Genomic DNA, 13,811 nt, shown 5'->3' with positions numbered 1-13,811 from the left:
CGGAGCCTCAACCGGCACCGCTATGAGCTAATCATGGCCTTGCTGCTTCTTGCCCGAGCCAAACTGGGCGTTGAAGACCAGCCGTAGCCATTGGTTTCCGGGATCACGGTCGAAGCGTTCGTGCCAGTACTGCGAAATCTCGAAAGCCGGCAGCTCGATTGGCGTGCTCACGGACTGCATGTTGAGATCGTTGGCAAGTACGACCGCAATCGGGCCCGGCATTGTCGCGACCGCATCCGTATGCTTGGCGAGGATAGCAGCCGCTGTGAAGCTTGGTACATGAGCAATCACGTTATTGGGTGGTAGCTGCTCCTCGAGCAAACGCTCGGCGACCTGGTGGGGGTGTCCGGTCCCGGACACGGTGATGAAGATATGTTGCTCCGCGACGAAATCGCTTCTCTCAGGATCGACGCCCAGCCGGGGGTGATCCTTCCGGAGGATGCTCATATGGCGGCCGGAAAAGAGCTTCTGCCGCCGGATGCCTCGCACAAGCTGCGGGAACTCGCCGATCGCCAGGTCGATGTCTCCTGTCTCAAGGGCAGCGTGGAGATCGCTCAGACCAACCTGCGCAGCTCTCAGCCGAACTCCCGGCGCCTCGCTAATTAAGCGCTCGATTATCTCAGGCAGAAGCACGATAACTCCGGCGTCCGTTGTGAAGACGTTGAACGTCCTTTTCGACTCCGCCGCGTTGAAACGGGACCGCTCGTTTCCCAGCTGACGCATACCCTCCAAAAGGACGCGCACCGGCTCCTCCAGTTGCAGCGCTTTTGCGGTTGGCTCCATATGCAGTGACACCCTCACGAACAGCGCGTCGTCGAAATAGCGGCGTAGCCGGGCAAGTGTCTTGCTCAGCGCGGGTTGCTGGGTGTTCAGCACCTCCGCCGCTCGGGTCAGGCTCCGTTCGCGGAACAGGGTATCGAAGACACGCAGTGCGTGCAAATCGAGCTCTTCGCTGTTCTTCCTCGGAATAGACTTCATAGCCGTCCAAGCAGTGGTGCGTTGCTGGCGGATACCATATTGCAAGAGGTGAGGCAGCACAACCAGCGTTGCTACTTCAGATGGCGAGGAGACCGCGATGGACACGTTCGTTTTTAACTCACTTCCGACCCGTGTTCTATTCGGTCCGAACACGCTCGACCGCCTGCCCGAGGAGATCGAGCGGCTGGGTGCGCGGCGTGCATTGGTACTCTCGACGCCACATCAGCTGGCGCTGGCCGAGGATATCGCCGAACGGCTCGGCGATCGCAGCGTCGGCGTCTATCCACACGCGGTGATGCACGTACCGGTCGAAATCGCCGAGAGGGCGCGGAACGAGGCCTACCGGCTCGGAGCCGATTGCGTGATTGCGGCCGGCGGTGGGTCGACGGTTGGACTCGGCAAGGCGATCGCGCTGCACTCTTCCCTGCCGATCCTGGCCGTGCCGACAACCTATGCCGGTTCGGAGATGACCCCGATCTACGGCATGACCGAACTGGGACTGAAGCGGACCGGCCATGACGCGCGGGTCTTGCCTAAGACGGTGATCTACCAGCCTTCTTTGACACTCGATCTTCCGGTGTCGATTTCGGTCGCGAGCGGATTCAACGCGATCGCTCACGCGGCCGAGGCGCTCTACGCCAAAGAGCGCAATCCGGTGACCTCCATGATCGCTGAGGATGGCATCCGCGCCCTCTCGCGGGGGATGCCGGTGGTCGCAAGCGATCCGCACCACCTGGACGGCCGCAGTGAGTGCCTCTATGGGGCTTGGCTCTGCGGCACCGTGCTTGGCACGACCGGGATGGCACTGCACCACAAGCTCTGCCACGTGCTCGGTGGCACTTGGAACTTGCCGCATGCCGAGACCCATTGCGTCATCCTGTCCCATGTGCTCGCTTTCAATTATACGGCCGCGCCCGAAGCAATGCAGCGGATAGAGCGGGCAATGGGCACCACCCACGCAGCTAGCGGCATCTACGACATGATGAAGCGGCTGAACGCGCCGACCTCCCTGCGGGAAGTCGGGATGCGACGCGATGACCTCGCGCGCGCCGCATCCCTCGTCACCGAGACGCCCTACTACAATCCCCGCGCGACTACGCCGGAGGAAATCGTCCGCCTGCTCGAGGATGCCTTTGAGGGGCGGCGACCCGGTTGACCGAGCGTATTCACTCAGTGACCGTACGACAGTGCGGCGCAAGTCGCGCCTTCGCCCGTGTCTGGGGACGCGCCGCAAAGGATGACCCTTAGCGGTGACATCGCTGGAGCCGTGGAAGGACGACGACCCGACAACGTAAAAAAAGCTCGTCCTGAAGGCGACTATCGTCTCGGTCGTGATCGGCGTACCGATCGGCTTCCTCGTCGCCAAGATAGCGTTGTCCGCAACGTCACACTACCGGTTCTCGACGTGATGCTGACCATGCCGAGTTTCGTCTATCTGATCCCGGCGGTGATGCTCTTCGGCCTCGGCAAGGTGCCGGCGTTCCTCGCCATCATCATATATGCGGTCCCGCCGTTGATCCGTCTGACCGATGTGGGCATCCGCCAGGTCGACGGCGAGGTCGTAGAGGCGGCGACTGCATTCAACGGCAGTCCAGCGCAATTCTTTTCGGCGTCGAACTGCCGCTGGCGACTGCGACGATCATGGCTGGCCTCAACCAGACGATCATGATGGCGCTGTATTCGTTGTCCCCTCGAGGCCGGTATCGGCATTGTCGTTCTCGCATCCGTACTCAATCGCACGACGCGAGAGGGTCAGGTCACGTCGGTGCCCGCCATAACTGGTTCTGGAGTGTGAACGGCTGGTCTGGACGCAATTGGCTGTCTTCGTGAGCTGATTCGATGGGAGACTGCAATCCATCCGATTTGGGCCCACCTTAACTTTCAAGGGTTTATTGAGCCCGGGGAGGTTGCCCAGCTCGCCCTTACGCTGGCACTAACTTTGTGAATTGTCATTTATTCGATGATTTCTTTCTTGATGATGCGGGCAGTGAAGTTCTCAAGAGAAACCCGTTTCAGCCTGTCAACGGCATGTCTCGCCGTATCGAGCGAGCCGTATTCGTTCCAGAACGTCCAGTATTTCCCGTAGCTATAACTGGTCTCTACAACGTAGATCAGCACAGGGCCCCCGAATGCCTCGGGTATGGTTGACACGCGATCGGCGTCGCTTTGGCTAATAACATGCATCATCTGTGTGCTCCCGGATGAAGTAACTCATAGTAGCTTTCCGGACGGCAGGATCACGTTATCCTCAGGGTTCGCTTGGATAGACCTTGGCCGGGCGATACCCAGTCGCTCGGCTAGGAATTCACGCCATCTGGTCGATTGCTGGGTCGAGGTGGCTGCTTGCGCGCGCATTCGACACGTCGCGAGTCCCGAAAGATGCAGCACTCAAGCCACGCCACGGGTCCACCATGCGGGTTCCGGCACTCGCCAGGCGGCCATCCTCAGTGTCGCCGTGGTCGGCAGCGCCCAGGATTTGACCAACTTCGGATGCTCTTTCTTTGCTTTCGTCATAATAGCCGTAGATGGTGTCGCATCGTTCGGCCTCTGGAGGGCGCAACCCAGACGGCGTAAGTCATTTGGTTCGGGGCTCGGCCGATACCTGGCTTGCCGTCGACAATGGCCCGGCGCTCAGTGGACGATCTGTTTGAGGAAGTTCCTCGTCCGTTCGTTCGCGGGAGCGTCGAAGAACAGATCCGGTACGTTGCTTTCGACGATTGCGCCCTGATCCATGAATACGACCCGATCCGCTACCCGACGGGCAAAGCCCATTTCATGGGTGACGACGATCATCGTCATGCCTTCCTCGGCAAGCGACACCATCGTATCGAGCACCTCCTTGACCATCTCGGGATCAAGCGCCGAGGTCGGCTCGTCGAACAGCATCACCTTGGGTGACATGCAGAGCGCACGGGCGATCGCAACCCGTTGCTGCTGCCCCCCCGAGAGTTGCCCCGGGAACTTGCGCGCCTGCTCCGGAATGCGGACACGTTCCAGAAACTGCATGCCGCGCTCTTCCGCAAGCTTGCGCGCTGTTCCGCGGGCCAGGATCTGTGGCAGTGCGCAGTTTTCAAGCACAGACAGATGCGGAAACAGATTGAAGTGCTGAAACACCATTCCGACGTCGCGCCGTATCGTGTCGATGTTCTTGAGGCTCTCGTTGAGCGTCACGCCATTGACAATGATCTCGCCCTTCTGATGCTCTTCGAGATGATTGACGCAACGGATGAGCGTCGATTTTCCGGACCCCGAGGGGCCGCAGATGACGATACGCTCGCCGGTCTCGACGGATAGGCTCACATCCCGAAGAACATGATAGTTGCCGTACCATTTGTCCATGTGGCGGATGACGATCGCCGGCTCTTCGACGCGCAGATTTTCCTCGATAGACATCAACGATTGTCCTTTGCTTTCACGCGTGTTTCCAGCCAGTGCGCGTAGTAGGAGATGCCGACACATATAGCGAAGTAGATCAGGCCGACGAATAGGTAGGCTTCGGTATAGGGGCCCGGCCAAACCGGATCCATCGCAGCCGAGCGCCCCGCGCTCAGCATGTCGAAAACACCGACAATCATTACCAGGCTGGTGTTTTTCACCATGACGATCGCGGTGTTGGTCAACGGAGGGATGACCTTCTGGATCGCCTGAGGCAGGACTATGTGCTGGACCGCTTTCCACGCCGGTATCCCGAGCGCCTTGGCGGCCTCTGTCTGACCAGGAGGGATTGCCTGGAGACCGCCACGAAGAACTTCCGCAAGGTAGGCAGCAGAGAAAACCGTTAGCGCGGCAAGCGTACGGCCGAGCTTGTCGATATCAAGCCCGGGGGGCAGCAGCAACGGCAGCAGAATGGAGGCAACGAACAGAAGGCCAACCAACGGCAACCCCCTGACCGTTTCAATCAAACCGACCGAAAGGATGCGCAAGATCGGCATTTTCGATCGCCGTCCTAGTGCGAGGAATATCGCAAAGGGGAAGCCAAGTCCAAGCGAGAGAAGCGCCAATAGAAGCGTCACCGGCAGACCGCCCCATTTGGCGGTCGACACATGGGGAAGACCGGCAAAACCGCCCCACATCAGTGCCAGCATGGCACAGGCGGCTGCGATCCAGGTGCAAAGGAGCTTCCTTCCCCATAGTGCGGGAGACAGCGATATCAGGACCATGCCGAGCACGAGCGCGACGACGATCGCCGGTCGCCACTGTTCCTCCGGCGGATAGAGGCCAAACATGATGAAGCGGAACTTGGCTCCTATGAATGCCCAGCAGGCTCCAGCCGCGCTGCAGGCGGAAGGATTGCTTGCTGACCAAACGGCGTCGGTCACGGCCCAGCGGAATGCAGGAAGCAGCGAAAAGATCACCGCCACGGAGCCGAGCGTGAGAACGGCGCTCAGCACGTCGCCGAACAGGACCTTGAGGAGGGGCATACGCTTTAGAGTTGGCGCTTTGCGAGGCGTTGCCAACTCGGTAGCTATCATGGCGGAATTTGTCGTCGCAATGCTTGTCATCGGGTCACCAATGCCACGTGTGCGTTATACCAATTCATGAAGAGCGAGACCGCGATACTGATCGTCAGAAAGACGGCCAACAGGATGGCGATGCTCTCGATGGCCTGTCCGGTTTGGTTGATTACGGTTCCGACGACGAGGCCGAGCTCGGGATACCCGACCGCCAGCGCCAATGTGGTGTTCTTCACGGTCGACAGATATTGCGACGTCATCGGGGGAATAATGACTCGGAGCGCCTGGGGTATGATGATGCGGAACATCGTTTGCCGCTCGGACAAGCCCAAGGCGCGGCCGGCTTCCCATTGGCCCCGCGACACCGCTTCGATCCCGCCCCGGATGACTTCGCTGATGAAGACTGAGGTGTAGAGGATCAGGCCCAGCATCAATGCTGCGAACTCCGGTGACAGTCTCAAGCCGCCGGAAAAATTCAAACCTCTAAGCTCGGGCGAACTGATCGAGGGCTCAAGGGCGATCAACCCGGAGATGGCGGTAAACACGATCGCCATGCCGCTCAATGTTCTGGGAACCTTCTGGGCGCGCCGCCCGAACCGCCAGAAAGCAAGTGCCAGTATTGCGATCGCTACAATGAACGCAACGCCGTAGGGTCCGAGAGACAGGGAAGGGATGTAAAGCCCCCGAAGCGACAAGTAGACGCCAGGCAACGGGTTGAACGCCAATCGGGGAGCCGGCAGAAGCGTCGTGGCGAGCGCATACCAAAACAGCAGCTGGACGATGAGCGGCATATTGCGCACGACGCCGACAAAAGTCCTTGCCATCGTAGAGGCGAGCGGGTTACGCGCCAAACGTATTAGGGCTATGAAGAGGCCGAGAAGCGTCGAAGCGACGATCGCCAGCAAGGAAATCGCGGCGGTATTGGTCAACCCAACGAGATAGGCCCAACCGAAGGTGTCGGATGGATCATAGGGTAGGACGCTTTCCGAGATCGGGAAATTCGCTTGCCGGCCTAAATATTCAAAGCCCACGCGAATGCCGCGCGCGGCCAGGTTTTCAACGGTGTTCGACCAGAGCCAGTAAAGAAGGCTGGCAAATCCCACGAGCAACAGGACTTGGACAGCGGCGCTTCGAACATGGCGATTGTCCAGAAGTGTCGAGAACATGCCAGCCTCCGAGGCTATTGGAACGCCAAGGGGAACATCAGTCCGCCATTGCTGAAAAGCCGATTTGCCCCGCGATCAAGCTTCAACGGGCTATCCTTGCCGAGATTACGATCGAACATCTCCCCATAGTTGCCCAGCTTCGCTACGATGTTGGCAGCGAACTTTTCATCAAGACCGATCGCGGCACCATTTCCAGGCTCGACCCCAAGGAAGCGCTTCACGCGTGGATCCTCGGACTTTTCCATGTCCGCAATATTGGCTTGCGTAATCCCGAGCTGTTCGCCCGCGATCAACGCCTGGATCGACCAGTTGACGATATCGAGCCACTGGTCGTCGCCGTGGCGGACCGCTGGCGTAAGCGCATCCATGAATTTTGTCGCCGGGAAGATCACGTAGTCATCGACGTTCTCTGCTTTGGTGGCTCTCAACGAGGCTAGCGCTGCAGCATCAGTGATAAGCGCGTCGCAACGTCCGGAGAAGAACGCTTGGCTCAACGCCGAACTGTTCTCAAACACCACCGGCGTCAGGTCGAGATTGTGCTCCTTCGACACGTCGTTTGCGACCACCTCCGTCGTGGATCCCGTTTGGACGCAGACCGATGCCCCCTTCATGTCCTCAACCTTTGTCACGCCAAGGGCCTTCGGCATCATGAAGCCGGTGAACTCATAGTAGTTCGGCGTCGTAAAATTGAGTCCGTTGGCATCTCGGCGCAGGGTCCAGGTGAATGTCCTCGGGAGGATATCGATTTCACCTGTCTGCAACGCCGGAACACGCTGCTGGCCGCTCAGCGGGACAAACTCCACCTTGTCCTTGTCGTTGAAGACGGCAACCGCCACAGCCCTGCACGTCTCAACGTCGAGGCCACGCCAATAGCCCTTGTCGTCCGGGGCCCCGAAGCCAACCGTACCCTGGCTCGCGGCACATTTCAGAAAGCCGCGCGCTTTGACCGCGTCTAGCGTTGCGCCTGCAAACGCCGGAGCGGATCCGGCGGCCAGACCCAAAGTGAGCGCGGCCCATATACCAACTCGTTTCAAACTCATTTCATTCCCCTTTTTGTTGGTTGTGAGAATTCGGAAACCTGCCTTCAACTCGCCCTGGCGACTCTCGCCGCCGCAGTCCGCTCAGTAACGTCGGCGAGGAATGCCTCGATGTCCGCTTTCAGGTCGTCGAGGTCTTCAAGGCCGATGCTGATCCTCAAGACCAGGTCATCTCCGCGCCACTGACTGGCGGTGCGGTTCTGCTTTACCGGCATCGGAGCGATGAGACTGCGGGTCCCGCCCCACGAAGCGCCGATGGCAAAGGTGCGAAGGACGTCGAGGGCCACCGCCGCGTGAGCCGTCGCTTCGGGCTTCAGTACAACGCTGAAAACGCCGCTAATCCCGAGGAAGTCGCGCTTCCAGATGTCATGTCCCGGGAAATCCGGCAGTGAGGGGTACAGCACTCTATCGACCAAGGGATGTTGCTGCATCAGGGCGATGATGTCGGCAGCTCCGGCGGCAGCATGCCTAAGGCGCACACCGAGTGTTTCCATTCCGCGAAGCACAAGTGTCGCGTCGTCACTGGAAACGCCGATGCCGAGGCGACCGAGGGTCGCTCGGAGGGGGACGATGTGCTCTTCGGAGCGCACGGTAATCGAGCCCATCAAGACATCGGAGTGACCTGAGACGTATTTGGTCAGAGCTTCCGTGACAATATCAGCGCCGAGCGTAAGCGGCTTGTAGTTGAGCGGCGTCGCCCAAGTGTTATCGCACCCGACCAGTGCGCCGTGCCGATGGGCAAGTTCCGCGATCCGCGGCAGATCCTGGATTTCCATCGTCGTCGAACCTGGGGATTCGCACCAAACAAGCTTGGTGCGGCTGTCGATTCGCCGCTCGAGATCGCCGATTGACACCGGATCGTAGTAGCCGACTTCAATTCCAAATCGTGTGAGGTCGCGGTTGGCGAAATCGCGAACAGGAGGATAGGAGGTGTCGGCGATAAGGACCTTATCGCCGGAGCTCAGGAACGACAGCATGGCGACGGAGTTCGACGCCTGGCCGGATGGAACCAGAAAAGTTCTCACACCTTGCTCGAGCGCCGTCAGCTTTGCTTCGAGGGTCCGCGTCGTCGGCGTTCCATAGAGGCCATAGGTGTAGCCCTGGTGGCCCCGCTCGCCACGCGTCCGGTAGGCTTCAGCGTTCTTGAATACGATCGTGGAACCGCGATAGGTCGCCGCACCGAGCGTCGCAAAACCTTCCATGTCCACGTCCGGCGTGAGCACGCACTGGGTGAGATCTTTCATCTTCCATTCTTCCCAAGAGATTTCGTTGGCCGGATTAAACATGGGCGTATCCATTCCGTCCAATATCAATATTATGAAACCCTATTCGCGGTAGTTATAAGGTGCGTCCATGAACATCCGGCAGATCGAGGTCTTTCACGCTGTCATGACCAACGGCACGGCTTCACGCGCTGCTGAAGTGCTTCGCATCTCCCAGCCCGCGGTGAGCAAGGCGATCCAGGAGCTTGAGCGTGATATCGGCTTCGCACTTTTCCGCAGAGAAAAAGGCAGGATGTTTCCGACCTCTGAGGGACAGATGTTTTTCCGTGAAGTCGAAGACTCGTTTTCCGGCTTGGTCCACCTCAAAAGCGCCGCTGCCCGCATTCGTGATTTCGGGTCCGGTGAGATCAAGGTTGCCAGCCTTTCCGCCCTGAGCACCAACGTGTTGCCACGCGCGCTACGTGGCTTTCAAACAAAGCACCCGAACGTCGCTATAACCTTCCAGGCACAGATGTCTTCCGTCGTGAAAGACCTGATAGCGAGCGGCCAATTCGATGTCGGGATCGCCGCCGATGAGATCGACGTCGCGGGCGTCGACGTCCGTCCCTTCGCTCGATACCGCGTGGCGATCGCCGTGCCTGCTGGGCATCGGTTGGAGGCACATAAAGTCATCCGACCGCAAGATATCGACGGAGAGGCGTTCATTGCCCTGTCGCCCGAAGACACGACACGCCGGTCGGCGGAAACGATCTTCTTCAACGAGAACGTGAAGCCCAAGGTGGTCCTCGAGACCCCGTACTCAACGACCATCTGCGCGATGGTCCAGGCAGGCATGGGAATTGGAATGGTCAATCCGATGACCGCAGAGCCTTACGTGGGGCGCGGCCTTTCCCTGCGGCCATTCGAGCCGGCGGTCTATTTCAAAAGTCTGCTGCTTTTACCGCCCAACCGGCATCCCTCCCGCATTGTCTCCGATTTTGTCGACGAAGTGATGCGCCATTCGGAGTTTCAGGATTAAGCTTGGTGTATTTGCGAGGCCTCGGAGAGCAAGGCGGGCCTCCCTGTCGGCTCCTCAATGTGAGTAAACGAAGAATCCGCCGCCAAGGACGAACGATCCCCGCGCGTTCAATCATTCAACAGTCATGAAGAGCCCGCGTACCAGGCTGTCCCTACCCGGCAGATCATTTGTCGGCCGCCCAGCCGCAAAGACAAGGACTCGCCATGCATTGCGGCCACTCACTCGGACAAGAACTTCAACGTGTGTTTCAGGGTATGTCACGGACTTGGCCGTTGCTCTTAGCGCCCGTTGCCCGTTGATCAATGTGGGTATCCAGCCCGACGTCAGTTTGACGTCGGTCGCAATCGCTTTCCCCAGAACATCAGCATAGGTTTGGTCATCCAGCCCGTCAAAGTTCATCACCTCGTGACCGAACAGGGCTTCCGCGGATAGGGTGTTCGAGGCGAAGTAGAATAATCGACCACTGTTCGTCTTCATCTCCTCGTCTGTCCATGTCCTGGCGATCTGCGTGTTCTTCTGCGTGATCGGGTTCCGCCAAACCCTCGTCGTCTCGATTTCGGTCTGGGCGTTTCTGTCGATCGCGTTGAGGACGATAATGCCGAAGAACAGTGCAGCCGCGCACGCAGCCCCCACACTCACGCGGGTTCCCGAGGGCTTCCCCTCGACTATTGCGAAGCCTTCGTCGTAGCTGGCGGCGTTGCCTGCTCCGACGCGGCGGCACTGATAAATCTGCGTGACGAGCGCGACGATCGGTATGCCTAGTCCCAGACCGAACACCCATACTTTCATTTCTCGGATCAGATGGAAGAAGAACTTGTTCCCGTCGGTGATTGAAGTGACTCGTATGCCGAGGATCGCCTTTCCCGGCGTTGTTCCCATCACGGCCATCATCATCGCGAGGATGACCCCCACGATAGGCAGCAAGGCAAGTCCGAGCAGTGTATTGTTTATCGACATAAGCTTGACGTAGGATGTCGGCGCATAGATGGCCGTGACTATGCCGATTGCAAAGGCTAGCGTGGGGCCCAAAAGCCAACAATCAATGGCACGCGCCCAGAAACGAGGCCATGGTCCGCTCGCTTCCGGACTTGACCACGAGTTCACCCGAATGCTCGTCGTCGGCGCATCATCCGTTGGAGGTGACGCATCATCCTTTCTTAAATGAACCGAAGCGGGAACAGACGGGGGGGTCGGTATCGGGGGCGGTGTCTCGGTGAACAACGACGCAAGGGCATCTCCTGCCGCCCGCCATCCATCAAACCCCGGTTTCCAGACAAGCGTTTCCCTTGAAATACCGCCGTTTCGAATAAGCTCCCCGATCTCCGGATCACTGACCGGGCCGAGCCGTTCCTGCCCCACGACGTAGTGCCACACAGTCATTCCATGCCCCCGAATAAAGTACACGCTCCACGTTGTAGCGGCTGCTAATGTAGATTTCAAATTGCGGCAACAAGTTTCAGCTAAAAGTTTAGTCGGGAGCGCCTTGGCTCTCTGAACGTCCCTTGATGGGGGGGTAATCCCCCTTCCAATAACGGGCTTCAAAAGTGCGAATCGATTGTTACGGAGCCGATTCGTTCCACGCAGCAACCACTTTGCTTTCAGAGGGTTGCTTAAATCCCAGGCGATCGAGAAGCCAGTGATCGCAATTCCGATGGATCGTCAACCTTAACCGCTTGCGTCTGCGGCAAACTAATTGCTCCGCGCGAAAGGCAACGGCGCAGCACGTCTGGCCGCCCTCTCCTATACTCGCTTTGGCTGCAATGCGGCAGTCGTGAGACAAGGAGAAGCTGCAATGAATGAAGTACTCGGAAACATTGGGCAAAATCCTCAGGTATCCAAGCGGGCCCTGCGTTCGCGAAGGTCGCCCGTCGTATTCATCAACGCCACACCGGAAGAAGCCGAGCAGTTCCAGGAAATCGTCGCGATTGATGACATCGACTACCTGACCCAGGCCGTCGCGTTGACCGCGTTATTCAACGGCGCGATCGACAATACGACCGGTCGCTTCATCCCTGGAAAGGCGAGAGAGTTGATCGCCAACTACAATGAAAGCCTCGACTCCGACAGCCAGCGGTATAAGATCGGCATCTTCAATACGCACCAGACGACGCTCACTCAGCAAAACAGTGCGGTGTCGGCGATGATCAACCAGATCCTCGAAACGCTGAAGAACGTCTTGGGTGTCGCGCTGGGCACGACTTCAGTGGCTCAGATGACCGCCGCAATTACGGACGCCTTCACAAACCTCGATGAGCAGTCAGGGGACGCGTGGATATTCTGGGAGAAGAAAACCAGCAACAAGACGACCTACAGCTACGCGATCCTTTTCGCTTTCCAGGATAGCTCGACCGGGAAGCTGATGTTCGCACTTCCCATGTCGTTGGAAATTGAAGTCGACGTCAGTTACGAACGCGTCCTCTTCATTACGGTCGAAGATAAGGAGACCTATTCTGTAAAGCTCGACACCATGAAAGTCGGACAGCTTCTCTTTCCCAAGTCTCCCGGCGCGAATGCCCTGCAGACGGCGCGTCGGCTCGGTGTTCGATCGGCTAAAGCCGATCTGCTTGCGGCGCCGGCTCCTATTTCGAACATCGTCGTCACGAACTGGGCAAAAACGACGACCTACGCGACGGCCGCAACGGGCGTTTACACGGAAAGCCACCCGCTCGTGCAGGTCATGGCTGTTCACCCCAATGTCTCCAACCCGCTACAGGACGGGAACAATTATCTGGTCTCCTTCACCATAAACGGCGTCCAGCAAACGCGCGGGCTCTTGCTGAACGGCATCATGCCTGACGGTGAGTTGTGGTTCGTGTCGATCTAGCTGCGATCCGAGCGTCGATCCGGGTCGAACTCGGCCCGGATCGCGTCGGCAACCATAAGCAGCGCTGCTGCTATCGGCCCGGGCAGATCGTCGGTGGAGCCCGGCAACCACGCAGGGTTTGCTGCCCGGTAAATTTTGTGCTGGTCCATCGTTCCTCGACCCAGGACAAGCCAGTCCAGAGAGATATCCAAAACTTCGCAAATCCGAACGGCATGCTGCAATGTCAGGCGGTGTCCGCGCTTCCAACGACTGACAACACTGTCGTCGACGCCGATTTGGACCGCGAAAGCCATTTGTTTCTTCACACCTCTGGCTTCCAACGCGACCTTTAATCGATCCCCCGCGGACAACATTGAGGCTTCAAGTCTCCACGGTCGGTGAAATGGTTTCGAAACTGAGTCGGTCGCCGATGGTGGCGGTGTCCTGCTCGGACCGTCGTGACGCCGCACCCCCCCCCAATAAGAGATGCTTTATGTTCGTCCAAGATGAATGCTTGGCAATATCACAACCTATCGGGGTGTATGCTTAACGATGGGAACATCGGCGTCTGAAATGCGACAGGAGATCGACCTTTACTTCGCTGAGAAAATCGTCGCGGGCTCAAGGCCGGCTATCCGGTGCCGAGTGTGAGGACCGCGCGACGTGCGCACCACCGCCAAGGGAGGACCCGTCTGCGGCGTTTTCGGAGGTTGTGACGCAAGCGGAATCGTCCCCTCGCGGATGGGACGACCGATCCCCTTGCAAGTCCGTCAACGCAATGTTCAATAGCGATGAACAACCTGGGGTGACAAATGCGCTATGTTCTTGCTGGCCTGTTGGCCATCGGTCTTGCTGGTCCTGCTGCGGCGGTCGAAATCATCCGGGAAGCGGGAGCCGACGGTATCGACTTCACCGTCACTGGCGTTCTCAACGAAGGCGACGACGCCGTCTTCAGGAAGGTCGCGGCTGCCTCGGAAAAAGCAATCGTCGTTCTCAACAGCGAAGGCGGAAGCGTCACAGCCGGGATCGAGATCGGCCGTGCCATCAAACTAAGGGGTTTCGCTACCGCCGTTGGCGGCCGTTCAGGTCCGGCGGAGCCAACGAGGGCTTGAAACTCGCAACTTCGAAGCCA

At 58.7% G+C, this 13,811-nt stretch carries 13 protein-coding genes and 1 pseudogene; 5 read left to right on the top strand and 9 right to left on the bottom strand.

Features of this window, described 5'->3' with window-relative positions; genetic code table 11:
* Positions 1-27: 27 nt before the first annotated feature.
* Entirely contained in the window at positions 28-1,083 is a 1,056-nt protein-coding gene (locus IB265_RS14340; protein WP_192371244.1) for a LysR family transcriptional regulator, read from the bottom strand.
* On the opposite strand from IB265_RS14340, the gene IB265_RS14335 reads away from it, so the two are divergent.
* Positions 1,076-2,134, top strand: a complete 1,059-nt coding sequence (locus IB265_RS14335) for a maleylacetate reductase (RefSeq protein ID WP_192371245.1) — start codon at positions 1,076-1,078, stop codon at positions 2,132-2,134. The two genes, IB265_RS14340 and IB265_RS14335, sit on opposite strands and share 8 nt — an antisense overlap.
* 145 nt (positions 2,135-2,279) lie before the next feature.
* Positions 2,280-2,773 (top strand): annotated as a pseudogene (locus IB265_RS14330) (ABC transporter permease subunit); the annotation flags it as partial.
* 158 nt (positions 2,774-2,931) lie between these two features.
* On the opposite strand, the gene IB265_RS14325 reads toward IB265_RS14330, so the two are convergent.
* The 6 genes from IB265_RS14325 to IB265_RS14300 all read right to left on the bottom strand — a co-directional run bounded on the left by IB265_RS14325 (position 2,932) and on the right by IB265_RS14300 (position 8,879).
* Entirely contained in the window at positions 2,932-3,165 is a 234-nt protein-coding gene (locus IB265_RS14325) for a hypothetical protein (protein WP_192494855.1), read from the bottom strand.
* 444 nt (positions 3,166-3,609) lie between these two features.
* Positions 3,610-4,371, bottom strand: a complete 762-nt coding sequence (locus tag IB265_RS14320; RefSeq protein WP_192371247.1) for an amino acid ABC transporter ATP-binding protein — start codon at positions 4,369-4,371, stop codon at positions 3,610-3,612.
* On the bottom strand, positions 4,371-5,399 hold the full coding sequence (locus IB265_RS14315; RefSeq protein WP_246805938.1) for an amino acid ABC transporter permease: 1,029 nt from the start codon (positions 5,397-5,399) through the stop codon (positions 4,371-4,373). The genes IB265_RS14320 and IB265_RS14315 overlap by 1 nt, the downstream gene beginning before the upstream one ends.
* 77 nt (positions 5,400-5,476) lie before the next feature.
* The gene (locus IB265_RS14310; RefSeq protein ID WP_192371249.1) at positions 5,477-6,598 is read right to left on the bottom strand and encodes an amino acid ABC transporter permease; all 1,122 of its coding nucleotides are present in this window, start codon (positions 6,596-6,598) and stop codon (positions 5,477-5,479) included.
* 14 nt (positions 6,599-6,612) lie between these two features.
* Positions 6,613-7,638 (bottom strand): amino acid ABC transporter substrate-binding protein, encoded by a 1,026-nt coding sequence (locus tag IB265_RS14305; RefSeq protein ID WP_192371250.1) that lies wholly within the window; start codon positions 7,636-7,638, stop codon positions 6,613-6,615.
* Between the two features lie 44 nt (positions 7,639-7,682).
* Positions 7,683-8,879 (bottom strand): PLP-dependent aspartate aminotransferase family protein, encoded by a 1,197-nt coding sequence (locus IB265_RS14300; RefSeq protein ID WP_192371308.1) that lies wholly within the window; start codon positions 8,877-8,879, stop codon positions 7,683-7,685.
* Between the two features lie 109 nt (positions 8,880-8,988).
* Between IB265_RS14300 and IB265_RS14295 the strand changes: the two genes are divergently transcribed.
* Positions 8,989-9,876, top strand: coding sequence for a LysR substrate-binding domain-containing protein (locus IB265_RS14295; RefSeq protein WP_192371251.1), 888 nt, complete (start codon positions 8,989-8,991; stop codon positions 9,874-9,876).
* A 111-nt stretch (positions 9,877-9,987) separates the two neighbouring features.
* Here the strand turns inward: IB265_RS14295 and IB265_RS14290 are convergent, their stop codons facing one another.
* Entirely contained in the window at positions 9,988-11,256 is a 1,269-nt protein-coding gene (locus tag IB265_RS14290; protein WP_192371252.1) for an RDD family protein, read from the bottom strand.
* Between the two features lie 412 nt (positions 11,257-11,668).
* Between IB265_RS14290 and IB265_RS14285 the strand changes: the two genes are divergently transcribed.
* Entirely contained in the window at positions 11,669-12,700 is a 1,032-nt protein-coding gene (locus IB265_RS14285) for a hypothetical protein (RefSeq protein ID WP_192371253.1), read from the top strand.
* Here IB265_RS14285 and IB265_RS14280 read toward each other — a convergent pair.
* Positions 12,697-13,053 (bottom strand): helix-turn-helix domain-containing protein, encoded by a 357-nt coding sequence (locus IB265_RS14280; RefSeq protein WP_256436650.1) that lies wholly within the window; start codon positions 13,051-13,053, stop codon positions 12,697-12,699. The genes IB265_RS14285 and IB265_RS14280 overlap by 4 nt on opposite strands.
* Before the next feature lie 438 nt (positions 13,054-13,491).
* Between IB265_RS14280 and IB265_RS14275 the strand changes: the two genes are divergently transcribed.
* Positions 13,492-13,791, top strand: a complete 300-nt coding sequence (locus IB265_RS14275) for a hypothetical protein (RefSeq protein WP_192371255.1) — start codon at positions 13,492-13,494, stop codon at positions 13,789-13,791.
* Positions 13,792-13,811 lie beyond the last annotated feature (20 nt).

It is taken from the genome of Ensifer sp. ENS10, from assembly GCF_014852025.1.
Lineage (GTDB): Bacteria > Pseudomonadota > Alphaproteobacteria > Rhizobiales > Rhizobiaceae > Ensifer.
The sequence above is the reverse complement of the archived record's forward strand: the minus strand, read 5'-3'. Positions and strand labels throughout refer to the sequence as shown.

Excerpts from the sequence above, each read along its gene's own strand:
- IB265_RS14335 (WP_192371245.1), top strand. The coding sequence starts at position 1,076 with ATGGACACGTTCGTTTTTAACTCACTTCCGACCCGTGTTCTATTCGGT.
- IB265_RS14325 (WP_192494855.1), bottom strand. The coding sequence starts at position 3,165 with ATGATGCATGTTATTAGCCAAAGCGACGCCGATCGCGTGTCAACCATA.
- IB265_RS14320 (WP_192371247.1), bottom strand. The coding sequence starts at position 4,371 with ATGTCTATCGAGGAAAATCTGCGCGTCGAAGAGCCGGCGATCGTCATC.
- IB265_RS14315 (WP_246805938.1), bottom strand. The coding sequence starts at position 5,399 with ATGCCCCTCCTCAAGGTCCTGTTCGGCGACGTGCTGAGCGCCGTTCTC.
- IB265_RS14310 (WP_192371249.1), bottom strand. The coding sequence starts at position 6,598 with ATGTTCTCGACACTTCTGGACAATCGCCATGTTCGAAGCGCCGCTGTC.
- IB265_RS14305 (WP_192371250.1), bottom strand. The coding sequence starts at position 7,638 with ATGAGTTTGAAACGAGTTGGTATATGGGCCGCGCTCACTTTGGGTCTG.
- IB265_RS14300 (WP_192371308.1), bottom strand. The coding sequence starts at position 8,879 with ATGAAAGATCTCACCCAGTGCGTGCTCACGCCGGACGTGGACATGGAA.
- IB265_RS14295 (WP_192371251.1), top strand. The coding sequence starts at position 8,989 with ATGAACATCCGGCAGATCGAGGTCTTTCACGCTGTCATGACCAACGGC.
- IB265_RS14290 (WP_192371252.1), bottom strand. The coding sequence starts at position 11,256 with ATGACTGTGTGGCACTACGTCGTGGGGCAGGAACGGCTCGGCCCGGTC.
- IB265_RS14285 (WP_192371253.1), top strand. The coding sequence starts at position 11,669 with ATGAATGAAGTACTCGGAAACATTGGGCAAAATCCTCAGGTATCCAAG.
- IB265_RS14280 (WP_256436650.1), bottom strand. The coding sequence starts at position 13,053 with ATGTTGTCCGCGGGGGATCGATTAAAGGTCGCGTTGGAAGCCAGAGGT.
- IB265_RS14275 (WP_192371255.1), top strand. The coding sequence starts at position 13,492 with ATGCGCTATGTTCTTGCTGGCCTGTTGGCCATCGGTCTTGCTGGTCCT.